Origin of the sequence: Desulfomicrobium baculatum DSM 4028 (genome assembly GCF_000023225.1) — a bacterium.
In the GTDB taxonomy this organism is placed as follows: domain Bacteria; phylum Desulfobacterota; class Desulfovibrionia; order Desulfovibrionales; family Desulfomicrobiaceae; genus Desulfomicrobium; species Desulfomicrobium baculatum.
Window position 1 is genome coordinate 63,083 of record NC_013173.1, and the last position, 25,066, is coordinate 88,148.

23 protein-coding genes are annotated in these 25,066 nt (G+C 60.5%); 6 read left to right on the top strand and 17 right to left on the bottom strand.

What is annotated here, in order from left to right:
- The first annotated feature begins 21 nt into the window (after positions 1–21).
- Together DBAC_RS00210 and DBAC_RS00215 are read left to right on the top strand one after the other, a co-directional pair.
- On the top strand, positions 22–1,302 hold the full coding sequence (locus DBAC_RS00210) for an amidohydrolase (RefSeq protein WP_012805257.1): 1,281 nt from the start codon (positions 22–24) through the stop codon (positions 1,300–1,302).
- Positions 1,293–1,796: a cob(I)yrinic acid a,c-diamide adenosyltransferase gene (locus DBAC_RS00215; RefSeq protein ID WP_012805258.1), complete on the top strand. Its 504-nt coding sequence runs from the start codon at positions 1,293–1,295 to the stop codon at positions 1,794–1,796. The genes DBAC_RS00210 and DBAC_RS00215 overlap by 10 nt, the downstream gene beginning before the upstream one ends.
- 22 nt (positions 1,797–1,818) lie before the next feature.
- Here the strand turns inward: DBAC_RS00215 and amrS are convergent, their stop codons facing one another.
- A complete protein-coding gene (gene amrS / locus DBAC_RS00220) occupies positions 1,819–2,850 on the bottom strand; it encodes an AmmeMemoRadiSam system radical SAM enzyme (RefSeq protein ID WP_012805259.1) in 1,032 nt (343 codons plus the stop codon).
- Positions 2,851–2,853: 3 nt separating this feature from the next.
- Positions 2,854–3,105: a hypothetical protein gene (locus DBAC_RS00225; protein WP_012805260.1), complete on the bottom strand. Its 252-nt coding sequence runs from the start codon at positions 3,103–3,105 to the stop codon at positions 2,854–2,856.
- A 133-nt stretch (positions 3,106–3,238) separates the two neighbouring features.
- On the opposite strand from DBAC_RS00225, the gene purM reads away from it, so the two are divergent.
- On the top strand, positions 3,239–4,300 hold the full coding sequence (gene purM, locus DBAC_RS00230) for a phosphoribosylformylglycinamidine cyclo-ligase (protein ID WP_012805261.1): 1,062 nt from the start codon (positions 3,239–3,241) through the stop codon (positions 4,298–4,300).
- A 105-nt stretch (positions 4,301–4,405) separates the two neighbouring features.
- Here purM and DBAC_RS00235 read toward each other — a convergent pair whose 3' ends face one another.
- The 3 genes from DBAC_RS00235 to rplM all read right to left on the bottom strand — a co-directional run bounded on the left by DBAC_RS00235 (position 4,406) and on the right by rplM (position 6,603).
- Positions 4,406–5,686 (bottom strand): radical SAM protein, encoded by a 1,281-nt coding sequence (locus DBAC_RS00235; RefSeq protein ID WP_012805262.1) that lies wholly within the window; start codon positions 5,684–5,686, stop codon positions 4,406–4,408.
- A 77-nt stretch (positions 5,687–5,763) separates the two neighbouring features.
- On the bottom strand, positions 5,764–6,156 hold the full coding sequence (gene rpsI, locus DBAC_RS00240) for a 30S ribosomal protein S9 (RefSeq protein WP_012805263.1): 393 nt from the start codon (positions 6,154–6,156) through the stop codon (positions 5,764–5,766).
- An 18-nt stretch (positions 6,157–6,174) separates the two neighbouring features.
- Entirely contained in the window at positions 6,175–6,603 is a 429-nt protein-coding gene (gene rplM / locus DBAC_RS00245) for a 50S ribosomal protein L13 (RefSeq protein WP_012805264.1), read from the bottom strand.
- Positions 6,604–6,845: 242 nt separating this feature from the next.
- Here rplM and DBAC_RS00250 point away from each other — a divergent pair, with 242 nt between their 5' ends.
- From DBAC_RS00250 to DBAC_RS17515, 3 genes are all read left to right on the top strand, one after another.
- On the top strand, positions 6,846–8,096 hold the full coding sequence (locus DBAC_RS00250; RefSeq protein WP_012805265.1) for an HD domain-containing protein: 1,251 nt from the start codon (positions 6,846–6,848) through the stop codon (positions 8,094–8,096).
- A 57-nt stretch (positions 8,097–8,153) separates the two neighbouring features.
- Positions 8,154–8,630, top strand: coding sequence for a CBS domain-containing protein (locus DBAC_RS00255; RefSeq protein ID WP_012805266.1), 477 nt, complete (start codon positions 8,154–8,156; stop codon positions 8,628–8,630).
- Between the two features lie 107 nt (positions 8,631–8,737).
- Positions 8,738–11,980: a PAS domain S-box protein gene (locus tag DBAC_RS17515; protein ID WP_012805267.1), complete on the top strand. Its 3,243-nt coding sequence runs from the start codon at positions 8,738–8,740 to the stop codon at positions 11,978–11,980.
- Between the two features lie 83 nt (positions 11,981–12,063).
- Here DBAC_RS17515 and lon read toward each other — a convergent pair whose 3' ends face one another.
- The 12 genes from lon to glyA all read right to left on the bottom strand — a co-directional run bounded on the left by lon (position 12,064) and on the right by glyA (position 25,046).
- Positions 12,064–14,478: an endopeptidase La gene (lon, locus tag DBAC_RS00265; RefSeq protein ID WP_012805268.1), complete on the bottom strand. Its 2,415-nt coding sequence runs from the start codon at positions 14,476–14,478 to the stop codon at positions 12,064–12,066.
- A 127-nt stretch (positions 14,479–14,605) separates the two neighbouring features.
- The gene (radC, locus tag DBAC_RS00270; protein WP_012805269.1) at positions 14,606–15,286 is read right to left on the bottom strand and encodes a RadC family protein; all 681 of its coding nucleotides are present in this window, start codon (positions 15,284–15,286) and stop codon (positions 14,606–14,608) included.
- Positions 15,283–16,236, bottom strand: coding sequence for a DNA polymerase III subunit delta (locus tag DBAC_RS00275; protein ID WP_012805270.1), 954 nt, complete (start codon positions 16,234–16,236; stop codon positions 15,283–15,285). The genes radC and DBAC_RS00275 overlap by 4 nt, the downstream gene beginning before the upstream one ends.
- A gap of 8 nt (positions 16,237–16,244) precedes the next feature.
- Complete coding sequence (lptE, locus tag DBAC_RS00280; RefSeq protein WP_050762018.1) at positions 16,245–16,781, bottom strand: LPS assembly lipoprotein LptE; 537 nt, start codon at positions 16,779–16,781, stop codon at positions 16,245–16,247.
- Complete coding sequence (gene leuS, locus DBAC_RS00285) at positions 16,771–19,260, bottom strand: leucine--tRNA ligase (protein WP_012805272.1); 2,490 nt, start codon at positions 19,258–19,260, stop codon at positions 16,771–16,773. The genes lptE and leuS overlap by 11 nt, the downstream gene beginning before the upstream one ends.
- A gap of 7 nt (positions 19,261–19,267) precedes the next feature.
- A complete protein-coding gene (nusB, locus tag DBAC_RS00290; protein ID WP_012805273.1) occupies positions 19,268–19,732 on the bottom strand; it encodes a transcription antitermination factor NusB in 465 nt (154 codons plus the stop codon).
- Positions 19,733–19,742: 10 nt separating this feature from the next.
- Positions 19,743–20,213 (bottom strand): 6,7-dimethyl-8-ribityllumazine synthase, encoded by a 471-nt coding sequence (ribH, locus tag DBAC_RS00295; protein WP_012805274.1) that lies wholly within the window; start codon positions 20,211–20,213, stop codon positions 19,743–19,745.
- A gap of 19 nt (positions 20,214–20,232) precedes the next feature.
- A complete protein-coding gene (locus DBAC_RS00300; protein WP_012805275.1) occupies positions 20,233–21,447 on the bottom strand; it encodes a bifunctional 3,4-dihydroxy-2-butanone-4-phosphate synthase/GTP cyclohydrolase II in 1,215 nt (404 codons plus the stop codon).
- Between the two features lie 39 nt (positions 21,448–21,486).
- Positions 21,487–22,143, bottom strand: coding sequence for a riboflavin synthase (locus tag DBAC_RS00305; RefSeq protein WP_012805276.1), 657 nt, complete (start codon positions 22,141–22,143; stop codon positions 21,487–21,489).
- A gap of 2 nt (positions 22,144–22,145) precedes the next feature.
- Positions 22,146–23,270, bottom strand: a complete 1,125-nt coding sequence (ribD, locus tag DBAC_RS00310; protein ID WP_012805277.1) for a bifunctional diaminohydroxyphosphoribosylaminopyrimidine deaminase/5-amino-6-(5-phosphoribosylamino)uracil reductase RibD — start codon at positions 23,268–23,270, stop codon at positions 22,146–22,148.
- Positions 23,263–23,724 carry a deoxycytidylate deaminase gene (locus tag DBAC_RS00315; protein ID WP_012805278.1) on the bottom strand — a complete coding sequence of 154 codons (462 nt, stop codon included), beginning with the start codon at positions 23,722–23,724 and terminating at the stop codon, positions 23,263–23,265. The genes ribD and DBAC_RS00315 overlap by 8 nt, the downstream gene beginning before the upstream one ends.
- Positions 23,725–23,807: 83 nt before the next feature.
- The gene (glyA, locus tag DBAC_RS00320) at positions 23,808–25,046 is read right to left on the bottom strand and encodes a serine hydroxymethyltransferase (RefSeq protein WP_012805279.1); all 1,239 of its coding nucleotides are present in this window, start codon (positions 25,044–25,046) and stop codon (positions 23,808–23,810) included.
- Positions 25,047–25,066: the final 20 nt, after the last annotated feature.

Genomic DNA, 25,066 nt, shown 5'->3' on the forward strand with positions numbered 1-25,066 from the left:
CCAAACAATGGAGGTGGCCTCTTGAGTATCTTGATAAAAAAAGTGCGCCTGAATGGAGAGCTGGTCGATGTGCTCATCAAGGGCAATCGTTTCGACTCCATCGGAACGGACGTGGACTCGTCCGCCGACGTGGTGATCGACGGGTCGGGCAAGGCCATCCTGCCATCCTTCCACAATGCCCACACCCATGCGGCAATGACGCTTCTGCGCGGCTATGCCGACGATATGGATCTGCATACATGGCTGGCCGATCACATCTGGCCCTTCGAGGCCCGGCTGACGGAGGATGACATCTATTGGGGCGCGAAGCTCGCCTGCCTTGAGATGATCAAGTCCGGAACGACCTTTTTCGCCGATATGTACTGGCATTGGAAGGGCACGGCCCGGGCCGTGACGGACATGGGCATGCGTGCGGCGCTGTCCGCGGCATTTTTTGATTTCGACGATCCGGTCCGTGCCGAAACCATGAAGCGGCAGGTCATGGATCTGCACGCCGCCAGCGTCGCGTTTCCGGACCGGATTCAGTTCATTCTCGGGCCTCACGCCATCTACACCGTGTCTTCGGACTCCCTGCGCTGGCTGGGGGAATACGCGAACCGGCACGGTCTTCTGGTGCATCTGCACCTTTCCGAGACGCAAAAAGAGGTTGAGGACTGTTTGGCCAAACATGGCAAAAGGCCGGTGGAGTATCTGCACGAGCTGGGTCTTTTGGCCCCGAACCTGATCCTGGCGCATGCCGTGTGGATGACCGGGAAGGAGATGGAGCTGCTGGCCGGGCACGGGGTGCAGGTCGTGCACTGCCCGGTCTCGAACATGAAGCTGTGTTCCGGGCAGTTCGACTACGCCGCCATGCAGGCTCATGGCGTCACCGTGGCCCTGGGTACGGACGGCTGTTCCTCGAACAACAATCTGGACATGATCGAGGAAATGAAGATCGCCTCTCTGCTGGCCAAGGTCACGTCCATGGACCCCACCGTCTTTCCGGCCCAGGAAGCTCTCGACGCGGCCACCGTGAACGGGGCGCGCATGTACGGCCTGGATGCGGGGTGCATTGCCTCGGGCAAGCTCGCGGATTGCATTCTGGTCGATCTGGAGCATGTGCGCATGGTCCCGAACCATCACCTTGTGTCCAACCTGGTCTACAGCGCGAACAGCTCCTGCGTGGACACGACCATCTGCGACGGCCGGGTGCTCATGCTCGGCGGCAAGGTCGAAGGCGAGGAAGAGATCCTGGCCCAGGTCCGCGCGACATTGGCCCGTCTGAATGCTCCGCGTGAGCCTGAGGGGGACGCATGCTCCTGATCTACACCGGCAACGGCAAGGGCAAGACCTCTGCCTGCGTGGGGCAGGCCATCCGCGCCTTGGGGCAGGGGCTTGCCGTGGCCTTCGGGCAGTTCATGAAGCGGGGCGATCTGGCTGGTGAACAGACCATGCTGGCCGAATTGCTCGGAGAGGATTTTCTGGCCTCGGGAGCGGGCTTCTTCCGGGACAACGACTTTGACACGCATCGCGAAAAGGCGGCGCAGCTTTTGCGATGGGCGGATGCGCGCGTGGAGCAGGGCGTTGACATGCTTATCCTCGACGAGACCCTTTACGCCCTGCACCATGGCCTGCTCCTGGAAGAGGAGGTGCGGGGGCTCGTTCAGCGTTGTCAGGACCGAGGCTGCCATCTGGTCCTGTCCGGGCGCGGCGCTCCGGCCTGGATGGTGGAGCTTGCCGACATCGTCTCGGACATCACCGAAGTCAAGCACGTCTACGCTAAAGGCGGCAAAGCCCGGCGGGGAATTGAATTTTAAAGGACGCGCGCCGGCTGTTTTTTCAATCGCCTTTCCCCAGATTCTCCGCTCTGATGACGACATTTCCGCACCCCGGACATACGCCCCGGCGCAGCCTGTTGCGCAGGATCGTGAAGCCGTTGCGCTCCACGACCATCTGGCCGCAGCCGGGGCAGATGGTGTTCTCCAAATCCGATCCAGGCACGTTGCCGACAAAGACATGAGAGAGCCCTGCGGCTCGTCCGATATCGTAGGCCCGCTTCAATGTATCAAGAGGCGTGGGAGCATGCCCCTGCATCTGATGGCAGGGGTGGAAGCGCGAGACGTGCCAGGGCGTATCCTGGCCCAGTTCGTCGTGCACGAAACGGGCTATGTCGCTCAGTTCCCCGTCCGAGTCGTTAAGCTCCGGGATGATCAGGGTTGTCACTTCGATGTGCCAGCCCAGTTTTTTCATGTGGACAAGGTTCTTCAGCACCGGCCCAAGGCGCGCGGCGCAGATGTCGCGATAAAAATCGTCGCGAAAGGATTTGATGTCGATGTTGACGGCCTGGATCAGGCCACCCAGCGCATCCAGGCATTGCGGGCTCTGGAAACCGTTGCTGACCATGATGTTGGCCAGCCCCGCCTCTTTGGCCAGGGTCGCGGTTTCGAGCATGAGTTCGAAGAAGATTGTGGGCTCGGAATAGGTATAGGCGATGGACGCGGCTCCCGACGTCTGCGCCATGCGAACGATCTCCCGTGGGGGGATTTTCTCTCCGGTCAGCGCCTTGCCCTGCCTAGGGGGCTGCGAGAGGCTCGCATTTTGGCAGAACGCGCAGGCCAGATTGCAGCCCTGGGTGCCAAGAGACAGGGTCTTGGTTCCGGGCAGGAAATGAAAGAGAGGCTTTTTCTCCACCGGATCGAGGTTTAGGGCCGCGACCTTGTCGTGCGACAGGGAGAAGAGCGTGCCGCCTCTGTTCTCGCGTACCCCGCACTGGCCCCGGGCGCCTTCCTCGATGCGGCAGAAATGGGCGCAAAGCTGACATTGCAGCGTATTTCCTTCCAGGGGGCGCCAAAGCAGCGCGGGCGTGTCCATGTCTTACTCCTTGATGTGGATCTCCGGAACGATGATGACGGGGCCAAGCTCGGAATCTTCCTCCGGGGGCGCCGGCGGCGGAGTGACCAGCATCAGCGAGCCGTTGTCCGGGTCTGACTGGATGAGTATGCTTCCGGCATCGTTTTGGTTTCCTGCGCCGCCGACCTGCATCACGGTATCCTGTCCCTCGCCGGAATCAATGATGATGCCTGCCAGGGCCGCCTGGGCGATGAAAAGGAAAAGAAAGCCAGGCACAAGAACCGACCTTGCCAACGACGTGTTTTTTGCTTTACTTGGTCCATCCGTGAGTTTATGCAACGTGGCCTCCAGATGAAGAACGATTTGCAGCAACGTAGCTGGTTGAAGGCGAAGAAACAAGGAGTTGTACATGTCCCAGCGAGACAAGGCCTATAAGGATGCCGGAGTTGATATCGAGGCGGGCAACACGTTCGTTTCCCGGATCAAGTCTCTGGTAGCATCGACCTATACCAAAGGCGTTGTCAACGATATCGGCGGTTTCGGCGGTCTTTTCAAGCCGTCCATGTCCATGGTCAACGAGCCGGTGCTGGTGGCGTCCACCGACGGCGTGGGCACAAAGCTCAAGCTGGCCTTCATGTTCGACAGGCATGACACCGTCGGCATCGATCTGGTGGCCATGAGCGTCAACGATATCATTGTCCAGGGTGCGCGGCCCCTGTTCTTTCTTGATTATTTCGCCACGGGCAAGCTCGACATCGACAAGGCCGAAGCGGTCATAAAGGGCATAGTAGACGGCTGCAAGGAAGCCCAGTGCGCCCTCATCGGCGGCGAGACCGCCGAGATGCCGGATTTCTACGCCGACGGGGAATACGACCTGTCGGGGTTCTGTGTCGGCATGGTCGACAACGACAAGGTCGTGGACGGCTCCAGCATCGGCGTGGGCGACATCATCATCGGTTTGGCCTCCTCGGGCGTTCATTCCAATGGGTATTCCCTGGTGCGCAAGCTTTACGCCCAGTCGGGGATGCAGCCAACGGACATTTTTCCCGGCACGGACCAGACCGTGGCCGAGGTTCTGCTCACGCCTACCCGCATCTATGTCGAAGCCGTGCGCAACGTCATGCGGGACTGGGAGATTCATGGCATGGTCCACGTCACCGGCGGCGGGTTCTATGACAACATCGTGCGCATCCTGCCCAAGGGCGTAACTGCGCAGATCCGTTTCGGCTCCTGGAGCATCCCGCCCGTGTTCGAGTGGCTGCGGACCCAGGGGGATCTGAGCTGGGAGGAGATGCTGCAGATCTTCAACAGCGGCATCGGCTACATCATGGTCGTCAAGAAGGATGTGGCCAAGGATGTGGTGCACCGGCTGGGCGCCCTGAAGCAGGACGCCTGGATCATCGGCGAGATTGTCGAGCGGGCCGAAAGCGAGGAGCAGGTCCGCATAGATTTTCCGGTCGCCGACGCCTAGCATCGCCAAAGATCTTTCAAGAACAAGCAAACCCCCGCAACGGATTCCGTGGCGGGGGTTTTTTTCGGGGCGCGGAAAGCGGATTTTCCGGGTTCGGCCGGGTGTCTAGGTCCAGAGCAGCGGCGTGCCGTTTTCGAGATAAGGATTGAAATAGCCGTAATTGATCCAGGGGCAGGCCTTTTTGAGTCGCTTCATGAAATTCCCCAGACCCATGGACGGTTCTGTCGGATCTCCCACGCAACCCAGGTACAGTTCGGGGTCAAGACTGAGGTTGCGCATCTGGATATAGTCGGGGCGGGCCGAAGAGACGAGGCCTGTCAGGGCTTCAAGCTCGCTCTCCACGTCATTTACGCCGGGGAAGAACAGGTAGTTGAGCGACACGAAAAGTCCGTGTTCCTTGGCCGTTGCGATGGTGCGGCAGACATCGGCGAAGGTGTAGCCGTGCGGGCGGTAGTAGCTGTTGTAGACGGATTCGCGCGCGCTGTTCATGCTCACCCGGATGGAATCAAGGCCGGCTTTGGCCAGGCCGGGGATGGTGTCCGGCAGGCTCGCGTTGGTGTTGATGTTGACCGTGCCCCGGCCCCCGCTGCTACGGAAGAGGGCGATGGCATCGGTCAACAGCGCGGCCTCGGTCAGGGGTTCGCCTTCGCAGCCCTGACCGAAAGACATGACCGGATTCTTGGCCCGCTTGGAGTGCAGTTGCATGATCTCGACAATTTCTTTGGCCGTGGGTGTGAAATCAATGCGATTCTGAGAGGACGGAAACCCCGAGTCCACCGGCTGATGCGAGATGCAGCCGTAGCAGCGGGCATTGCAGGTTCTGGCCGTGGGCAGGGGCGCTTCGAAGCGGCCCAGGGCCAGGTTTTTGGCGGCGGGGCAGCAAAAGGTCAGGGCGCAGCGCGAAAGATGCGCGATCAGGCGGTTTTCGGGATAGCGCTTGAGCAGATCCTGGGCACCCTTGGTGATCCGTTCCGGAGCAACCTGGGTGAAGACCTGCCTTCTGTCCTTATCGACCTGGGTGGCCGCGACCCAGAATCTGTCCTTGGCAAAGCCGATGGCTCCGTAGGCGAACAAGGGCAGTTTGGGGGCATCCGCGTCCGGCAGGTAGGCCGCCGAGGCCGACAGGGTATAGGACGGACAGACAAAGGCGGCCACGGCTCGCTCTTCCATGGCCTCGGCCTTGCCCGTCTCGGGGTCGAGTCCCAGAGCATGGCGGCCGGGCAGGAGATACACGTCGCTGCCTTCGGGCAGGGGAATGAGCTCGTCCGGGCGGGGCAGGGTCAGTTCGCGGCCTCGGCGCACGAGCATGAGCAGGTCGGGATGGTCGTACACATTGCCGTCCGCATCCGCGAAAACCATGACGGGCTGGATTTTTTTGCTGCTCAAGGGGTTCTCCTTTAAAAAAAAGAAGGCAGAGGTGCGCGTGCACCTCTGCCCCAGTGTGTTCGAAAACCAGAGGGCGATTAACGCTTGGAGTACTGGAACCGGGCACGGGCAGCGCGCTGGCCGTACTTCTTTCTTTCCTTGACGCGGGAATCGCGGGTCAGGAAACCGGCGCGCTTGAGGACGCCGCGCATTTCCGGATCGAATTCGAGCAGGGCGCGGCTGATGCCGTGGCGCACGGCCTGAGCCTGTCCGGAAAGACCGCCGCCGGTGACGCGGCAGGCGATGTTGAATTTTTCGAGGGTCTTGGTCAGCTTCAGCGGCTGACGAATGATCATCTGCAACGTGGCCCGGGGAAAGTAATCACCCAGTTCGCGACCGTTGACAGTGATGGTCCCTGTGCCTTTATACAGTCTGGTCCGGGAAACGGATGTCTTTCTTTTGCCGGTACCGTAGAAGAAATCTTGACTCATAATCTTCTCCATCCCTGATTAGATGTCCAGCACTTCAGGCTGCTGTGCCTGGTGAGGATGTTCCGTGCCGGTGTATACTTTCAGTTTCTTGATCAGCTGAAAGCCCAATGCGCTTTTGGGCAGCATGCCTTTGACCGCCTTGGTGATGACCGTTTCCGGGCTTTTGACCATCATTTCTTCCAGAGTGGTCTCCCGAAGTCCGCCTACGTAACCGGTGTAACGGTAGTAGGTTTTCTGGGTAGCCTTCTGGCCGGTTACCTTGATCTTGTCCGCGTTGATGACGATGATGAAATCACCGTTATCCATGTGCGGGGCGAACTCGGCCTTGTGCTTGCCGCGGAGGCGGGTTGCTATTTCCGTTGCAAGTCGGCCCAGGACCTTGTCCTTGGCGTCGACAAGGTACCATTTGTGGGTCAGTTCGCTTGCTTTGGGACTGTACGTCTTCATTTCTGTGGCTCCTGCCTGATAAACCCGAGTCGTTGCGGGTGCTTTCAACCTTGAGATCGGTGGTAACATGCACAAATGGTTGTGCTTTACCGCCGTAACCGCTACAACGTAACGAAACAATGCATGTGGGATAAGGGAAGAAACAGCTATCTGTCCTGCGGCGGCTTGTAAAGTATTTTTCTTGAATTTCGAAGAAAAAAATTCATCCGCCGATCACGTTCGGCACGAGCGGGAGGTTTACGGTGGCCAGTATACGCAAGGGTCTGCTTCAGCTTGTCTTTTCCGGGAGTTTCATGAAACGCTGGAACGACAAGATGCGCCCTATGGAACTTGTGGAGGTCGACAAGCAGGCCCACAAGATGATCGTCGCATGGCTCCTTTTCGAGCTCAACTCCCAGAATCTTTCGGCGGGCGAACGCGGTGCCCTTGGCGAGGACATCGTGCGCGGAGGGATCTACGATTATCTCTACCGCCTGGTCATTACCGATATAAAGCCGCCCATCTTCTACCAGATCAAGTCCAACCCGGCCCATTATCAGAAACTCACGGCCTGGGTTCTCAATGAATTGCAGCCGCGTGTCCAGCCGCTGGGCAAGGACTTCTGGGACGGCATGAAGGATCATTTCGAGCGGCAGGTCAGCGGCGACGCGAGCTTGGCCTCGCGCATCCTCGACGCCGCGCATCTTTTCGCCAGCAGATGGGAATTCCATCTCATCCGGGACATGAACAAATGGGATGAGGAAATGGACGACATCGAGGACAACTTCAGACGCGGTCTGGAGGCGCATCTGGATCTGACCGGCGTACGTCAGTTGATCGAGGGGCCGAGCACCCGGCTCGGCAAGTTCGCCTTCATGTGCGGACAGCTCAGGTTCCAGAAGCGATGGTCCCAGACCCCGCGCATCCCTGAGACTTCCGTTCTGGGGCACATGTTCATCGTGGCCTGCCTGGCCTATTTTTTCAGCATCGCCGTGGGCGCGTGTCCGGTGCGCAGAAAAAACAATTTCTATGCGGGACTTTTTCACGATATACCGGAGCTTCTGACCCGGGACATCATCTCTCCGGTCAAGAGTTCGGTCCAGGGCATCGGGGATCTGATCCGGGAATACGAAGGCCGGGAACTTGAGCGCCGCCTCTTTTCCATCCTCGACAGGTCGGTGTATGGGGGGCTTGTGGATCGGCTGGAATATTTTCTGGGCATTGAGGTCGGCTCGGAGTTCGAGTCCACCATCATGCGGAACGGCCGGGCTGAAATCGTGAGCTGGGACCAGCTGCAGGGGCCGTACAATCGGGATGAATTCTGTCCCAAGGATGGCCGGATGCTGAAAGTTTGCGATCACCTGGCCGCGTTTCTCGAAGCCTACACGGCCTTGTCCAACGGCATCACCAACGCCCATCTGCAACAGGCATCGTGGCGGATCAGGACATTGTACCAGAATCAGTCCCTGACCGAGGAACTGCACATCGGCGCGCTGCTGGCCGATTTTGATTGAGGAAGCGTCTTAAGGGGCCTTTTGAGCCTGTTACTCATTACCATAGAGGAAAGAATCATGATGTTACGTAAACGGGTCTGGGATATCATGCGTGAGGATTTCGCCTCTGTCCGCGAGGATTCGACACTTTCCGAGGCCATCACGGCCTTGCGCGAAATCCGTTCCCGGCAGGCGGACACAAGCTTCGTGCTGGTCTTTTCGAAGAACGACAAATTCATGGGCGTTCTGTCCATGTGGAATCTGATCCAGGGCATCGGCCCCTGCCTGCTCAAAGGGTCGGTCCTCGACGGCAACGAGGTTGACTGGGACAGCGCCTTTGCCTCGGCCTGCCGCAGCTGCTCGCAGGTGCGCATCTCGGACTGCCTGCAGCATGACATCCCCATGCTAAGGCCCAACGACCCGCTGGCCAGGGTGCTTGAGGTCTTTCTCGACTACCGCCGTGGACGGGCCGTGGTCGAAGAGGGCGGGCGCATCATCGGCGTGGTCTGCATGGCCGATCTGTTCAAGGAAATCAGCGATTCGCTGATGCCGTAGATTATCTGCGGTGAACCGTCCAACCGGCTCACCGCGATCTCTTTTTTTGCCGGAGGATCTCGATTCGCGGGGCCTGCGCGAGGCGTTTTCTCCGAAAGTGAGCTGCAATGAGCTGCAATAAAAAGGACTGGAGATTCGCGCCCTGCCTCCTGGTGGGCGCAGTTCTCGTCCTCTTCCTTCAGATGGTTCTTGCCTCGGGCGCGCTGGCCGCTCCCGAGAAAATCGTCGTGGCGGACGACAAGGATTATCCACCATACATGTTTCTTGACGCCTCGGGCGAGCCCAAGGGGATTCTGGTTGACATCTGGCAATTGTGGAGCAGGAAGACCGGTATCGCCGTCGAGTTTCAACTCATGGAGTGGAATGAGGCCCTTGCCGCGGTGCGGGACGGACGGGCCGACGCGGTGGGCGGGGTGGCCCGTACGCCGCAGCGTGAGGAAATGTTCGAGCTGACGACGCAGATCGCCGTCATCCCATCGGCCATATTCTTTCACGACCAGCTCGGAGGAATCAAAGACGTCAAAGATCTCACCGGATTTTCGATAGGAATCGTCAGCGGGGATGCGGCCCGGGACGTGGTCCTGTCCCGTCATCCGCAATTGCGGTTCGCGACCTTTCCCGGTGCGGGTGATCTTGTCGCGGCGGCCATTTCAGGCGAGATCAAGGTGTTTATCTCGGACGTGCCCGTGGCGCGGCATTATCTGGCCCGGCATGAGGGCGGTTCCGATTTTCGCCAGGCCATGGAGCTCGTCTCGACGGATTCTATGCACGGGGCGGTTCGCAAGAATAACAGCGAACTTCTGCACGTCGTGCAGGGCGGATTCGACCAGATCACGGAGTCCGAAATCAGCGCCATCATGAACGATTGGTCGGGCCTGCCCGTACATTCCGCTTTGCCTTGGCGCATGATCATTGTCGGATTTTGTTTTTTGACTGCGGTACTGCTGGGCGTTTTTTTATGGAATTTCTTTCTGCGCAGACGGGTTCAGAATAAAACGGCCGAATTGGCCGACTCTGTGCGCGAGGCGAGCGCGCGCGAGGAAGAATACAGGCTTCTGGTGGAGCATCAGACCGATCTGGTGGTCAAGGTCGATGTGGAAGGCCGTTTTCTCTACGTGAGCCCTGCATATTGCAAGACTTTCGGGAAGACCGAAGACGAGTTGCTGTGTTCGACCTTCATGCCGCTTATTCATGCAGATGATCTGGCCGCGACCGAAGAGGCCATGAAGGCGCTTTTCGTCCCGCCGTACACGGCCCACATGGAACAGCGCGCCATGACCGTTGACGGCTGGCGCTGGTTGGCCTGGAGCGATTCAGCCATTCTGGGGCCCGGCGGAGAAATCGAGGCCATCATCGGTGTGGGTCGGGACATCTCCGAGCGCAAGCAGACCGAGGAACTGCTGCGCCAGAGCGAGGAGCGCTTCGCCAAGGCCTTCCACTCCAGTCCCGCGCCGCTGATCATCTCCGACATCGCCACCGGCCGCTTCATCGACGTCAATGCGCGCTGGGTGGACATGCTCGGCCACGCCAAGGAAGAGCAGATCGGCCGGACCTCCAAGGAGGTCGGTATCTGGGCCGATCCGCGCCAAAGGGACGAAGCCATACAGATTCTGCGCAAGGAAGGTTCCTTCAAGGAGTTTCCCATCGAGTTTCTGACCAAGACGGGAGAAATCCGTTCGGCCCTCTGGTCAGCCGAAATCATCATTCTTCAGGATCGGGAGGTCATGCTGTCCCTGATTCTCGACTACACGGAGAGAAAAAGGGCCGAAGAGGCCCTGCGCAAAAGCGAGAAATTGTATCGCTCCGTCATCGACAACATACACGACGTATTTTACCGCACCGACGCCGAGGGGCGTCTGATCATGGTCAGTCCTTCGGGAGTCCGCCTGCTCGCCTACGAGCACGCGGAGGAGATGCTCGGGAGACCCAACGAGGAATTCTGGTTTGCCCCTGCAGCCCGTCAGGCATTTTTGGAGCGCATCCAAAAGGACGGGTTTGTCGCGGATTTCGAGGTGGTGCTCAAACGAAAAGATGGCGAGCCCGTGCTCGTGGCCACGTCGAGCGGGCTTTATCGTGATGAGGCGGGGATCGTTCTCGGGGTGGAGGGGATTTTTCGCGACATCACCGAACGCAAGCGCACAGAGGAACGGCTGCGCCAGTCCGAGGACAAATTTTCTCGCCTCTTCAAACTGTCCCCGGACGCCATTTCCCTCTCGGACCCGCAGAGCGGTTTGCTGGTGGAGATAAATGACGCCTATGCCGACCTGACCGGATACGGGCAGGCGGAGCTTATCGGCAAGACTTCCGTGGAACTGGGCCTGTTCGTCAATCCGCAGAGCCGCAGGCGGGTGGTTGAAGAGCTTGAGCGCACCGGCCATGTCAAGAACATGGAGGTCGAATTCAGGCGCAAGAACGGCAGCCACGTGCTGTGCAGCGTTTCGGGCCAGCTCATGACCATCGGGCAGGAGCGTTTTCTTCTCGCCGTGATACGGGACGTGACGGAGTTGAGGCGCATGCAGGAGATGATGATCCAAAGTGAGAAGATGGTCTCGGTGGGCGGGATCGCGGCCGGGATCGCCCATGAGATCAACAACCCCTTGGGGATCATCGTGCAGACGGCGCAGAATCTGGTGCAGCGCACGCGGCCGGATTTTCAAAAGAATATCGAAGTGGCCGAGAGTATCGGCCTTGATATGGCCTTGCTGGAAAGATACATGCAGGCCCGCAAGATTCTGTCCTTTGTGCAGGACATGCAGGCTGCGGCGCTGCGGGCAGCGGACATTATCCGCCACATGCTCGATTTCAGCCGCCGCAGCGAATCCAGACGCGCCAGTTGCGCAGTGCCGGCAATTGTGGACCGCGCCGTTGCCCTGGCGCAAAACGACTATGACCTCAAAAAGAGCTTCGATTTCAAAAGAATCCGCATCGTCAAGGAGTATGCGCCGGATCTTGCGGGGGCCGAGTGCACGGAGACGGAACTCGAACAGGTGTTTTTGAATCTGTTGCGTAACGCGGCCCAGGCCATGAGCATGGATGATTCTGTGCCCGTCGATCCCATGATCGTAATCCGTTTGTCGAACGTGGCCTCGGGCGTGCGCTGCGAGTTCGAGGACAATGGCCCGGGCATGACGGCCGAGGTTCGCCGCAGGGTCTTCGAGCCGTTCTACACCACCAAGCCTCCGGGAATCGGGACCGGGCTCGGGCTTTCCGTGTCCTATTTCATCGTGACCCGAGGACACGGCGGCAAGATGTGGGTGGAGTCGGCTCCCGGCGCCGGGACCAGATTCATCATCGAACTGCCCGGCAACGGATTGCGAAGCGAAGGGGGGCAGGACGAAAATTCCGCATGAAGCCTGTCCCGGCAGTGGCCTCAAAGCGAAAGCCCCCGCGACACAGGTGTCGCGGGGGCTTTCGCTTTCATTTTGAGGGTCGGCTACTCGCTTTTCAGGGAGCGCACTTCCGGCCAGATCTCGTCGATGGCTTCGACGGTCTTGACCGTGATGCGTTTTCTGAGTTCCTTGGGGATCTCGTCCAGGTCATGGGCGTTACGGGCCGGGATGAGCACCTTCTTGACCCCGTGGCTGACCGCCGCCAGGATTTTTTCCTTGATGCCGCCCACGGGCATGACCCTGCCGCGCAAGGTGATCTCGCCGGTCATGGCCACGTCCGAGGCCACAGGCTCGTTGCTGATGGCCGACATCAGCGCCGTGACCAGGGTCACGCCGGCGGACGGCCCGTCCTTGGGCGTGGCGCCGGCCGGGACGTGGATGTGGATGTCATGCGTGTCGAAGAAGTCGTCGGCAAGTTTCAGGCTCGCGCTCTTGGTGCGGGCATAGCTTAGGGCCGCCTGGGCGCTTTCCTTCATCACCTCGCCGAGCTTTCCGGTCAGGATGAGCTTGCCCTTGCCCGGCAAGAGGCTGCACTCGATGTGCAGGATCTCGCCGCCATAAGGCGTCCAGGCCAGGCCCAGGGCCACTCCCGGAGGCATGGAGCTTTCACGCTCCTCATCCATGAATTTGGGCTGCCCCAGGAGCTTGATGAGCGCGGACGTGGTCACGCGGAATGGCCCCTTCTTGCCCTCGGCCACCCGGCGCGCGTATTTGCGGCAGATGGACCCGATTTCCCGTTCCAGGTTGCGCAGGCCCGCCTCGCGCGTATAGCCCCGGATGATCTCGGCCAGCACGGCGTCGGAGATGATCAGGGTATCGTTTGTGAGGCCGTTTTCCTTGATCTGCCGGGTCAACAGGTAGCGCCTGGCGATAATGGTCTTTTCCTGCTCCGTGTAGCCGGGGATGCGGATGACCTCCATGCGGTCCAGAAGTGCCGACGGGATGGTATCAAGCATGTTGGCCGTGCAGATGAACATGACCTTGGACAGGTCGTAGGGCACGTTCAGGTAATGATCCGTGAAGGAGTTGTTCTGTTCCGGATCAAGCACCTCCAGCAGGGCCGAGGACGGATCGCCCCTGAAATCGTTGCCGAGCTTGTCGATCTCGTCCAGCATGATGACCGGGTTGATCGTTCCGGCGTCCTTCATGGACTGGATGATGCGGCCGGGCATGGCCCCGATGTAGGTGCGGCGGTGGCCGCGGATTTCGGCCTCGTCACGCATTCCGCCCAGGGACATGCGCACGAACTTGCGCCCCAGGGAGCGGGCGATGGATTTGCCCAGCGACGTCTTGCCCACTCCGGGAGGGCCGACGAAGCACAGGATAGGTCCCTTCATGGACGGGTTGAGTTTGCGCACGCTCAAGTATTCGAGGATGCGCTCCTTGACCTTCTCCAGGTTGTAATGGTCCTCGTGCAGGATCTTGGCGGCTTCCTTGATGTCGAGCCGGTCCTTGGATGTTTTCTTCCAGGGCAGGTCGATGAGCCAGTCGATATAGGTCCGCAGGATGGTTGCCTCGGAGCTGTCCGGGTGCATGGACTCCAGGCGCGAGAGCTGCTTGTCCGCTTCTTTTTTCACCTTTTTCGGCAGGCCGAGGGCGTTCAGCGTTTTTCTGAGCTCTTCCATCTCCTCGCCTTCGCCGCCCTTGTCGCCAAGCTCGCGGCGGATGGCTTTGAGTTGCTCGCGCAGGAAATATTCCCGCTGCGCCTTGTCCATCCCTTCCTTGGCCATGCTCTGGATCTTGGCCTGCATGGAGGCCACTTCCACTTCCTTGACCAGTTGCGAGTTGACCAGGTTCAGTCGCTCGATGGGGTCGTGGCTCTCAAGGATGCGTTGGGCCTCGGAGGACTTCATGCGCAGGTTGGACGCGACCAGGTCGGCCAGGCGGCCATGCTCGTTGACGGCGTTGAGCACATTCATGATCTCGCCGGCATCGATGCCGCGCAGGGTCAGGATTTTTTCGCTTTGTTCCTTGACCGAACGCAGCAATGCTTCCTCTTCGGGTCCGGGATTTTCGACGACAAGTTCGTCGATGGTCTGGATGTTGACCATGTCGAAGGGGTCGTGCTGCACAAAATCAGTGATTCTGGCCCGGGTCAGACCCTGGACCAGGACTTTCAGCCGGCCGTCGGGCATTTTGAGCATGCGCATGATCATGGCCACGGTGCCGGTGGTGTAGAGGTCCTCGGGAGAGGGATCGTCCACGCCCTCGTCTTTTTGCGTGCTGATGAAGATGTACCGGCTGCCGTTAAGGGCCGCGTCCACTGCCTGCACGCTTTTATCGCGTCCGACAAAGAGGGGCAGGATCATGTAATTGAAGACAACTATGTCCCTGACCGCCAGAAGAGGCATGGTGGTCGGGATTTCCGCTTCCTGGACGGAGCTGTCGGCGCTGGCTGTATCTGAATTTTCGCCCTGAAGTTCTTCTTTTTCCGGGGAAAACGTTTTTTTGTCGCTCATGAAGGTCTCCTCGTGGTGTTGTATTCGCGTAATTGTAATCCGCGAAAAGCAAATTCAGTCAATTATAAGGCTCCTGGAGCCTCAGGCAAGAAAAAAAATGGATTTTTTCCCTTTTGGGAATAAAAAATCAGAGCAGGCCTTGGGCGCGGAAGCTGGAGTAGGTCTCGGCGGTCACGATGATGTGGTCGAGCAGGCGCAGGCCGAGGTCATCAGCCAGGCGGGCAATGGTCTCGGTCAGGGCCTTGTCCTGCGAGGAGGGGACGGGGTTGCCGCCGGGATGGTTGTGGACCAGGATCAGTCCGCCGGCATGGTGGCGCAAGGCCAGTTCAAGGATTTCTCGCGGGTAGGCCGCGGTTTGATCCACGGTGCCCTGAAAGACGCGTTCGAAGGAGATGAGCCTGTTCTGGTTGTCGACGAGGATGACCCAGAATTCCTCCTTGGTAAGATGCCCCAGGCGAGAGCAGACCATGTCCCGGACCTGGTCCGGGGAGGAGAATTTTTCTCTGCGGGCGATTGAACCGCAGGCCTTGCGCGCGCGGCATTCGTGCAGGGTTCGCCAGAATCTGGCTGCGCCTTCGCCAAGGCCCGGTATCTCGGCTATGCGTCCGGGATCGGCGAGCAGCGCGTCGCCAAGCGATCCGAAGCGGGAGATCATCTCCTTGGCGATGGACTTGGTGTCCTTGCGGGGCAGGGCATAGGTCAGCAGCAATTCCAGAATTTCATAATCGGACAAGGCCCGGGGGTCGTTATCCAGACGCTCGCGCAGACGTTCGCGGTGCCCCAGATAGTGGGCGGTGTCCTCTTTCACCACAGGCGCTGGGCTTCCTTGACCAGGTTCTCCATGGCCTGAGCGGGCTTTAGCCGCCCGGTTTTGATGTCCGTGTCGGCCTGCAGCACGATATCCCAGAAACGGCTGATGCGCGCAGGTCCCAGACGCTGGGCCAGGCGTTTCTTTTCCGTCTTCAGGCTTGGATAGAGTTGCACCTTGCCGTCTTCCCCGTGCAGAAGCTGCCAGAGTTGACGGGCTTCGCGCAGCATGAGCGAGGAGACCGGGAAGACCATGTCGCCGCCGGCCATGGCGGGATCGTTCAGGAGTCGGTCCCAGGCCTTCTGGCGACCGGCGGGAGTCTGCAGGGAGCGCAGAAAGGCGAACAGATCAAAAGCCTCTTCGGCATCAAGGGCTGCGAGGTGTTCCGGCTGGATTGATTTTTCCGGGCCGGCCAGGAGCAGAATTTTTTCCAGCTCGTTGCGCAGGGCGATGGTGCTGAGCGGCAGGGATTCGGCCAGGATTTTTTTGACGCCATGGGCGTAGGTCAGCCCGTGGCGTGCGGCGAAACGATCCAGCTCCTGGCCGATGGTGGCGCGTGAAAGTCCGGGATGTTCCCAAACCCAGCCCCTTTTTTGCGCGGCGTCCCAATATTTGCCCTTGCTCACGGTCTTTGGCACAGTGGATTTGCCGGATTTCCATTCGCCTTCAAGACAGAAAATGGGCCAGACCGAAGGCCTGGCCATGGCCAGGAGGGCTCCCATGCGGGACCAGAATTCGTCATTCTGGTCCTGCGCCCGACGCAGGACCACGGCGTTGGGCGGCCCCATCATGGAGGGAACGGTCAGGGTTTGCCAGAAGCGACCCGAAAGCTCTTCGTCTCCCCAAAAGGTGCGGACGGCAAAGCCATGGCCTTCGAGAAGTTCGCCCACGCGGTCTTTGAGAAGCTCGGGGTCCGCGCAGACGAGAAAGGAAAATCCCTGTCTGGTCATGTGGCGAATCAGAACTTCTGGCCCAGCTGGTCGGCCACTTTGCGCATCGCGAGGTCAATGGCTTCCTGGGTCGCTTCGCGTTTGCCGCTGGTAGACTGCAGCGTGCCGGAGCTCGACTGGGTTTCGCTGGGACCCCGATAGGACTCAGAGGCCGTGATCGGGCCGGAGGTCCAGATCAAGGCGTTGGTCTTGGTGCTGAAAAAGGTCACCACCATCTGAATGCTTGCTGCGGACTTGAGGGTTATGTCATCGCGGCCTTTAAGAGAGTCGGCGGTGCTGTACGAGCGCACGTCGATGTTGACCGTGGCCTCGGCCTCGCTGCGGTCCACCCAGGTCACGTTGCCGCGACGGGTCAGCTCGTCGCGCAGGCTGCTCCGGAGCATGGGTTCTATCCATGTTTCGGTGGTCGGATTGGTGACCTTGTCCAGGTAGAGGCGCGTGCTGTCCTGGGGCAGTTGAATGGGAGCCCTGGCAGTGAGCTCATATCCGCATGCGGGCAGCGACAGGGCGATGCAAAGCACCGCCCATAGCAGGTTACCTGACAACCACGTTGACCAGTTTTCCGGGAATGACGATTGTTTTGACAATTGTTTTGCCCTCGATGTGTCGTGAGACGTTTTGATCGTTCATGGCCTGAGTCTCTATCTCTTCCGAGGTCGCATCCGCCGCCACGGTGATCTGGCTGCGAAGCTTGCCGTTGACCTGCAGAACCACGGTCACCTCGCTCGTTCTGAGGGCTTCCGGGTCGTGGGCAGGCCATGGCTCGGCGGCCAGGGTGCGGGTGTATCCCATGCGGTCCCAGACCTCTTCGCAGACGTGCGGAGCGATGGGCGACAGAGTCACCAGGAGGGAGGAGATGGCCGATGACAAGAGGCGCGGGCCGTTTTTGCTTGCGCGCAGGTCGTCCTTGGTCGCGTAGAGGGAGTTGACCAGCTCCATCATGGCGGCAATGGCCGTGTTGAACTGGAATTTGTTTTCGATGTCGCGCTCCACCCGGCGCACGGTATCGTGCTCCTTGCGGCGCAGTTCAGCTTCGCTCTCGCCGAGCGTTCCCTCCACGCTTACGCACGTGCCGACAGGGGAGAGGACGTCATCGAGCTCGTCCACCAGACGCCAGAGACGGTTCAGAAAGCGGCTCGCGCCTTCGATGCCCTTGTCGTTCCATTCCAGATCTTTTTCCGGCGGAGCGGCGAAAAGACAGAACAGGCGGACCGTGTCCGCTCCGTACTTGGCGATCATCTCGTCGGGATCGACCACGTTGCCCTTGGACTTGGACATCTTGGAACCATGCAGCAGGACCATGCCCTGGGTCAGCAGGTTCTTGAAGGGTTCGTCATGGGTGAGGTAGCCCTCGTCGCGCAGAGCCTTGACGAAAAAGCGCGAATACAAAAGGTGCAGGATGGCATGCTCGATACCTCCGATGTACTGGTCCACGGGCATCCAGTAGGCGACCTCGGCCGGGTCGAAAGCCGTGGTCTCGTTGCGGGCGGAGGTGTAGCGGGCGAAATACCAGGATGACTCGACGAATGTGTCCATGGTGTCCGTCTCGCGCCGGGCGGGCTTGCCGCAGGTCGGGCAGGGTACGTTCACGAAGCTTTCGCACCCGGGCAGGGGCGAGCGTCCGTCGGCGTTGACCTTGACGTCCAGGGGCAGCTCCACCGGGAGCTGGCTGGCGGGCACGGGCACGATGCCGCAGTCGTCGCAATAGATGACCGGGATGGGCGCGCCCCAGTAGCGCTGGCGTGAAATATTCCAGTCGCGCAGCCTGTAGTTGACCGTGGGCTTGCCCAGACCGCCTGCGGCGAGATGGTCGATGATGGCCTTCTTGGCGGCCTCGCTGTCCATGCCGTCGAACTCGCCTGAGTTGGCCATGACGCCGGGGTCGGTGAAGGCCTCGGTCATGGTCGCAAGGTCAAGGGCGCCCTCCCGGGGCATGATGACAATCTGTTTGGGCAGGTCGTACTTGGCCGCAAATTCAAAATCGCGCTGATCGTGGGCCGGTACCGCCATGACCGCGCCCGTGCCGTAGCCCATGAGCACGAAATTGGCCACATAGATGGGCATTTCGCGGCCCGTAAGGGGATTTATGCAGTACTGTCCGGTGAAGACGCCTTCCTTTTCCAGGTCATCGGCGGTGCGGACGATGCGGTCCATTTTGGCGATGCGGTCCACGAATTCGCCTACCGCGGCTTCCTGGGCGGTTCCGGCGACAAGCTTCTCCACCAGAGGATGTTCCGGAGCCAGGCTCATGAACGTCGCGCCGAAGAGCGTGTCGGGCCGGGTCGTGAACACGGGGATCGCTTCGTCCAGATCTTTGACCTTGAAGGAGATCTCGGCACCGATGCTTTTGCCGATCCAGTTGCGCTGCATGGTCAGCACCCGTTCGGGCCAGCCGTCGGTCAGCTTGTCCAGATCCGCCAGAAGCTCCTCGGCATAGTCGGTGATGCGCAGGAACCACTGTGAGAGCTGCTTCTGCTGCACCTCGGAGTCGCAGCGCCAGCACAGCCCTTCCTCGACCTGCTCGTTGGCCAGCACGGTGTGGCAGCTCGGGCACCAGTTGACCGGCGCGTTCTTGCGATAAACCAGTCCTTTTTCCAGAAATTTGAGAAAGAATTCCTGCTCGAAACGGTAGTATCCCGGGTGGCAGGTCGCGATTTCCCGGTCCCAGTCATAGGAGTAGCCCAAACGTTTCAGCTGGGCGCGCATGTAGGCGATGTTTTCGTAGGTCCACTTGGCGGGGTGGGTGTTGTTCTTGATGGCCGCGTTCTCGGCGGGCAGGCCGAAGGCGTCCCAGCCCATGGGATGGAAGACGTTGAAGCCCTGCATGCGCTTGTAGCGGGCGACCACGTCACCGATGGAGTAGTTGCGCACATGTCCCATGTGGATGCGTCCCGACGGATAGGGGAACATTTCCAGGACATAGTATTTTTCGCCGTCCCGGGACATGTCGGTCCGAAAACAGGCCTTCTCTTCCCAGGCCTGCTGCCATTTTTCCTCGATCTGCTTGAAATCGTAATGCCTCATGCTTTCCTCAAGATTCCGTGTTGCCGGACTGAATTGTCTTGTGTTCGTTACGCTGGGCACCCTTGGCTGCGGCGTCGAGCACTCCGTTGACAAAAGTCTTGGAGTTGTCGTCTCCGAAATCCTTGGCCAGTTCGATGGCCTCGTTCATGGCCACCTTGATGGGGATGTCGGGACAGAAGAGCATCTCAAAGAGGGAGAGCCGCAGGATGGTCAGTTCGACCTTGGCGATGCGATTGAGTTTCCAGTGCTGCGAGTGCTGGGTGATGATCTCGTCGATGCTGTCGTAATTGTCGAACACTCCTTCGACCAGGGTCCAGGCGTAGGAATCCTGGCGCTCCATGTCGAATTCCTCTTCGGTCCAGAAATTGTCAAAGGACTTTATGAGTGAATCCTTGGACATTTTCTGGCCGAAAACCAGCGAATAGATGACCTGAAAGGCGAAGCGGCGTTGATGCCGACGGTTGTGCGTCACGAAAGCTCCCCTAGATCTGCTGCAGTACGCGCAGGGTTTCCAGGGCCGCGGCCGCGGCTTCCACACCCTTGTTCCCGCCCTTGCTGCCGGCGCGTTCGATGGACTGCTCCAGCGTGTCCGTGGTCAGGAGGCCAAAGCCGATGGGTACGCCGGTGTCCATGGACACATGGGCGATGCCCTTGGTCGCCTCGCTGCAGACATAGTCGAAATGGGGGGTGGCGCCACGGATGACCGCGCCTACGCAGATGATGGCGTCGGCCTTGCCGCTTCTGGCGACTTTCTGGGCCACCAGCGGCATTTCGAATGCGCCGGGGACGCGGATGAGGGTGATGTTCTCGCGGACGGCGCCGTGACGAAGCAGATAATCCACGGCCCCGCCGATGAGGCGGTCGACGATGAAGTCGTTGAAGCGGCTGGCGATGATCGTGAACTTCTGGTCCTGGGCCTGCATCTGCCCTTCGATGGTTTTGACGTGCAGCATGTCTCTACTCCCTTAAAAATTATTTGTTTTCGGCTTCGAATTGCAACAGATGGCCGAGTTTTGAATGCTTGGTGTGCAGATAGCACTTGTTGTCGTCACAGGCCGGGATTTCGATGGATATCCGCTCCTCGACTTTGAGGCCGTAGCCTTCGAGGCCAATGATCTTCTTGGGGTTGTTGGTCAAAAGGCGCATGCGCTTCACGCCCAGGTCGACCAGGATCTGCGCCCCGAGGCCGTAATCGCGCAGGTCGGGGGCGAAGCCCAGTTCCAGATTGGCTTCCACGGTGTCGCGGCCTTCGTCCTGCAGGTGGTAGGCCTTGATCTTGTTGCCAAGGCCAATGCCGCGGCCTTCCTGGCGCATGTAGAGGATGACGCCCGCGCCCTCGTCGTTGACCATCTGCATGGCCCGCTGCAACTGGCTGCCGCAGTCGCAGCGCATGGAGCCGAATACGTCTCCGGTCAGGCATTCGCTGTGCACGCGCACCAGCACGGGGGTCTCTTCGTTGATCTCGCCTTTGACCAGGGCGATGTGGGTGTGGCTGTCGATGTCGTTCTCGTAGGCCACGATGGTGAACTCGCCGTAGCAGGTGGGCATGCGCGCCTCGGCCACGCGGCGGACCAGGGAGTCCTTGCGGGAGCGGTAGGCGATGAGATCGGCGATGGTGGCGATCTTCATGTCGTGCTCTTCGGCGAACTTTCGAAGGTCGGGCATGCGCGACATGCTGCCGTCATCGTTCATGATCTCGCAGATGACGGCTGCGCCCTTGAGCCCGGCCAGGCGGGCCAGGTCCACGGAGCCCTCGGTCTGTCCGGCGCGGACCAGGACCCCGCCGGGCTTGGCGCGCAGGGGAAAGATATGCCCGGGGGTGGCCAGGTCTTCGGGGGTGGTCTGGTCGGCCACGGCGGTCTGGATGGTCAGGGCGCGGTCGTGGGCGGAGATGCCTGTGGTCACGCCCTGCTTGGCTTCGATGGACACGGTGAAGTTGGTTCCGAACTTGGAGGTGTTGCGCCGGGCCATGAGCGGCAGTTCCAGCTTGTCGACCAGGGCCGGTTCCAATGCGAGGCAAATGAGGCCGCGGCCGTATTTGGCCATGAAATTGATGGCCTCGGGAGTGACCATTTCGGCGGCGATGGTCAGATCGCCTTCATTTTCCCGGTCCTCGTCATCGACCAGGATGATCATCTTCCCGGCCTTTATTTCCTTGATGGCCTCTTCGGCCGAACATTTGTGCATGCTTATCCTCTTTTATGGGCTTTTCCGACTTGGGGGGTCTTAAAATCCGTGTTCTTTAAGAAAATCAGGGGTGATGGCCGATGATGCGCCCGTGGAGCGACCCTCGCGCCACGGTTCGAGCATGCGCTGCACATACTTGCCGATGACATCGGTCTCCATGTTGATCCGCCGTCCCTGCGCCCAGTCCGAAATGGTTGTTTCCCGTTGCGTAGCCGGGATGATGTTTACTTCCAAATATCCCTGACCGCAATCGTTGACTGTCAGGCTTATCCCGTCCAGGGCCACGGAGCCCTTGGGGATGACCTGGCTCGAATAGGAGGCCGGGAAGCCCAGACGGTAGATCCGGGACTGACCGGCCTGACGGATGGACAGGACCTCTGCCAGACAATCGACATGCCCGGAGACGATGTGGCCGCCAAGACGGTCTCCCATGGCCAGGGCGCGTTCGAGATTGACCGACGAGGATACGCCCAGCGCGCCGAGGTTGGTTACGGACATGGTCTCGCCCGAAGCATAGGCGGTGAACCAGCCGGCACCGAACGTTTCCACGGTCAGGCAGACCCCGTTCACGGCGATGGATTCGCCAAGGGCGTAGTCGGTCAGGGCAAAGTCCGGTCGCACGGTGAAGCGGGTCTCGCTGCCGCGCCGGTCCATGGCCGCCACCCGGCCCAAACCCTGGATGATACCTGTGAACATTCCTACTCCTTTGCTCGTAGCCGCAGATAGAGATCGGTTTCGAAAAATCCCTGCTCGACGAGCCGAAATTCCCAGCAGTCCTGCATGGACAGGGCCTTGCGGCCGGCAAAGGCCGACCTGGCCTCTTCATCGCCCAGGACCTTCATGGCCTGGAATATGCGCAGTTCGTCGACCAGTCCCTGCCTCTGCATGGATCCGGCCAGATGCCCGCCGCCCTCGGTCAGGGTGTAGTGGCATCCGCGGTCCTTGCGCAGCAGCTGCAGCCCCGCGTTCAGGTCAAGGGTTTCGGCAGGCGTCTTCAAGCAAGGCAGGCCCCAGACCGTCACGCCCAGTTCCGTCAGGCGCGTGGCGCGAATGGAACGGCTTTGCGCCTCGGTTGTCCAGAAAATGATCTGGTCCGGCCGGGTGGACAGAAGATTCGAGTCCTGGGCCGGATCCGGAAGAGAACGGGACACGATCACGGCCAGCGGCTGCGGGCCGTCGTATCCGGGCAGCCGGCAGGTCAGGCTCGGGTTGTCGGCGCGGAAAGTGCCCCCGCCGACAATGACCGCCTGGCACCAGGTTCGCAGCCTGTGCACTTCGCGGCGCGAAGCTTCGCCCGAGATCCAGGCCGCCTGGCCGTCGCGGGTGGCGATCTTGCCGTCCAGGGTGGTGGCCAGCTTGAGGATGGAATACGGGCGGGCCGTGGTCTGCCAGACCAGAAAATCGGCGATCAGGTCGCGGCATTCCTGTTCGCGCACGCCCATGCGCACCGTAACGCCCCGGCCGCGCAGAAAGTCGGCGCCGCCTCCGGCGACCGTGGGGTTGGGATCGGCACAGCCCACGACCACCTCCGGTACCCCCGCCTCCAGGATGGCCCTGGTGCAGGGCGGCGTCTTGCCCTGGTGGTTGCAGGGCTCAAGGGTGACGTAGAGAGTGCACCCGCGAGGATCGACACCCTTGGCCTGCGCATCGCGCAGGGCTTCGACTTCGGCGTGAGGCTGTCCGCAGGCCGTATGCCAGCCCTCGGCCACGACCTCGCCGCCGCGCGTCAGAACCGCGCCGACGCAAGGGTTGGGCGCGGTGCGCCCCCGGCCTTGCTCGGCCAGGCGGATGGCCTGATCCATGAACGCGCAGTCCTCATGCATCGGCTGGCTTCTCCAGTCGCGTATAGGGGATTTTTGCTTCGTCGAGCATTTCCCGGGACATTTCGTCGGGGTAGCCCTCGGCGAAGAAAATGGCCCGCACCCGGCAGTTGATGAGCATTTTTGCGCAGAGGATGCACGGTTGGGTCGTGCAGAAGATATCCGCGCCCTCGATGCCCACCCCGTGGATGGCGGCCTGGATGATGACGTTCTGCTCGGCATGCAGGGCGCGGCAGAGTTCATGGCGCTGGCCCGAGGGGATGCCGAGCTTTTCGCGCATGCAGCCCAGGTCAAGGCAATGCGTCAGCCCCGCCGGCGCGCCGTTGTATCCTGTGGCCAGAATGCGTTTGTCCTTGACGGCCAGGGCTCCGACCTTTCGCCGCAGACAGGTGGAGCGCTCGGCCACCAGGTAGGCGATGCTCATGAAATACTGCGGCCAGGGGATGCGGTTGTCCATGGTCACCTCTTTGGAAACGAATCAACCACAGGGCCTGCAGATTGGCCCTGTGGTTGGAGAAAGGTGGTAGAAAAAAGCGTGGTCTACCAGGCGAAAAGCGGGAACTGGCCCGCGAATTTCTCCACTTCCAGCCGAATCTCGGTCAGTCTGGACTCATTGTCCAGGTTTTCCAGGATGGCGACAATCCATTTGGCAACCTTGCGCATGTCGTCGCTCTTCATGCCGCGCGTGGTCAAGGCCGGCGTGCCCAGGCGCACCCCGGAGGTGACGAAGGGGGAGCGGGTCTCGAAGGGCACGGTGTTCTTGTTGACGGTGATGCCGCCCTTGTCGAGGCCGATCTCGGCGTCCTTGCCGGTGATGTCCTGGGCAGTCAGGTCCACCAGCATGAGATGGTTGTCCGTGCCGCCGGAGACCAGATGGTACCCGGCTGCCGTCAGTTCGGCCGCCAGAGTCTGGGCGTTGGCGACGACCTGCTGCTGATAATCCTTGAATTCCGGGCGCAGCGCCTCGGCAAAGGCCACGGCTTTGGCCGCGATGACGTGCATGAGCGGTCCGCCCTGGATGCCGGGGAAGATCTGGGAGTTGAGGGTCTTGCCGAATTCCTCGGTGCTCAGGATCATGCCGCCGCGAGGACCGCGCAGGGTCTTGTGCGTGGTCGTGGTGGTGAAGTGGGCGTGCTCGATGGGCGAGGGGTGCAGGCCCGTGGCCACCAGGCCCGCGATGTGCGCCATGTCCACCAGCAGTTTGGCCCCCACCTTGTCGGCGATGGCCCGGAAACGGGCGAAATCGAGGGTGCGCGGGTAGGCGCTGGCCCCGGCGATGATCATCTGGGGCTTGTGTTCCAGGGCCAGGGCTTCGACTTCGTCATAGTTGATCTGGCCGGTTTCCTTCTCGACCCCGTAAAAGGCGGTCTTGAACAGGCGTCCTGAAAAATTGACCGGGCTGCCATGGGTCAGGTGACCGCCATGGGACAGATTCATGCCGAGGATGGTGTCGCCGGGCTGGATGGCCGCGAAATACGCGCCCATGTTGGCCTGGGAACCGGAGTGGGGCTGAACGTTGGCGTATTCGGCGTTAAAGAGCTGGCGGGCCCGCTCCATGGCCAGGTTTTCGGCCATGTCCACGAACTCGCAGCCGCCGTAATAGCGTTTGCCCGGATAGCCTTCGGCGTATTTGTGGGTCATGACGCTGCCCATGGCGGCGCGGACCGCAAGGGAGGTGAAGTTCTCCGAGGCGATGAGTTCGAGTTTGGTGATCTGGCGGTTGGTCTCCAGCTGGATCGCTTTGGCGATCTGCGGATCCTGGCGGGTGAGTTCGTCCATGGTGCCTCCACTCTGTTGAG

Excerpts from the sequence above, each read along its gene's own strand:
- DBAC_RS00215 (WP_012805258.1), top strand. The coding sequence starts at position 1,293 with ATGCTCCTGATCTACACCGGCAACGGCAAGGGCAAGACCTCTGCCTGC.
- amrS (WP_012805259.1), bottom strand. The coding sequence starts at position 2,850 with ATGGACACGCCCGCGCTGCTTTGGCGCCCCCTGGAAGGAAATACGCTG.
- purM (WP_012805261.1), top strand. The coding sequence starts at position 3,239 with ATGTCCCAGCGAGACAAGGCCTATAAGGATGCCGGAGTTGATATCGAG.
- rpsI (WP_012805263.1), bottom strand. The coding sequence starts at position 6,156 with ATGAGTCAAGATTTCTTCTACGGTACCGGCAAAAGAAAGACATCCGTT.
- rplM (WP_012805264.1), bottom strand. The coding sequence starts at position 6,603 with ATGAAGACGTACAGTCCCAAAGCAAGCGAACTGACCCACAAATGGTAC.
- DBAC_RS00255 (WP_012805266.1), top strand. The coding sequence starts at position 8,154 with ATGATGTTACGTAAACGGGTCTGGGATATCATGCGTGAGGATTTCGCC.
- DBAC_RS17515 (WP_012805267.1), top strand. The coding sequence starts at position 8,738 with ATGAGCTGCAATAAAAAGGACTGGAGATTCGCGCCCTGCCTCCTGGTG.
- lon (WP_012805268.1), bottom strand. The coding sequence starts at position 14,478 with ATGAGCGACAAAAAAACGTTTTCCCCGGAAAAAGAAGAACTTCAGGGC.
- DBAC_RS00275 (WP_012805270.1), bottom strand. The coding sequence starts at position 16,236 with ATGACCAGACAGGGATTTTCCTTTCTCGTCTGCGCGGACCCCGAGCTT.
- leuS (WP_012805272.1), bottom strand. The coding sequence starts at position 19,260 with ATGAGGCATTACGATTTCAAGCAGATCGAGGAAAAATGGCAGCAGGCC.
- ribH (WP_012805274.1), bottom strand. The coding sequence starts at position 20,213 with ATGCTGCACGTCAAAACCATCGAAGGGCAGATGCAGGCCCAGGACCAG.
- DBAC_RS00300 (WP_012805275.1), bottom strand. The coding sequence starts at position 21,447 with ATGCACAAATGTTCGGCCGAAGAGGCCATCAAGGAAATAAAGGCCGGG.
- DBAC_RS00305 (WP_012805276.1), bottom strand. The coding sequence starts at position 22,143 with ATGTTCACAGGTATCATCCAGGGTTTGGGCCGGGTGGCGGCCATGGAC.
- ribD (WP_012805277.1), bottom strand. The coding sequence starts at position 23,270 with ATGCATGAGGACTGCGCGTTCATGGATCAGGCCATCCGCCTGGCCGAG.
- DBAC_RS00315 (WP_012805278.1), bottom strand. The coding sequence starts at position 23,724 with ATGGACAACCGCATCCCCTGGCCGCAGTATTTCATGAGCATCGCCTAC.
- glyA (WP_012805279.1), bottom strand. The coding sequence starts at position 25,046 with ATGGACGAACTCACCCGCCAGGATCCGCAGATCGCCAAAGCGATCCAG.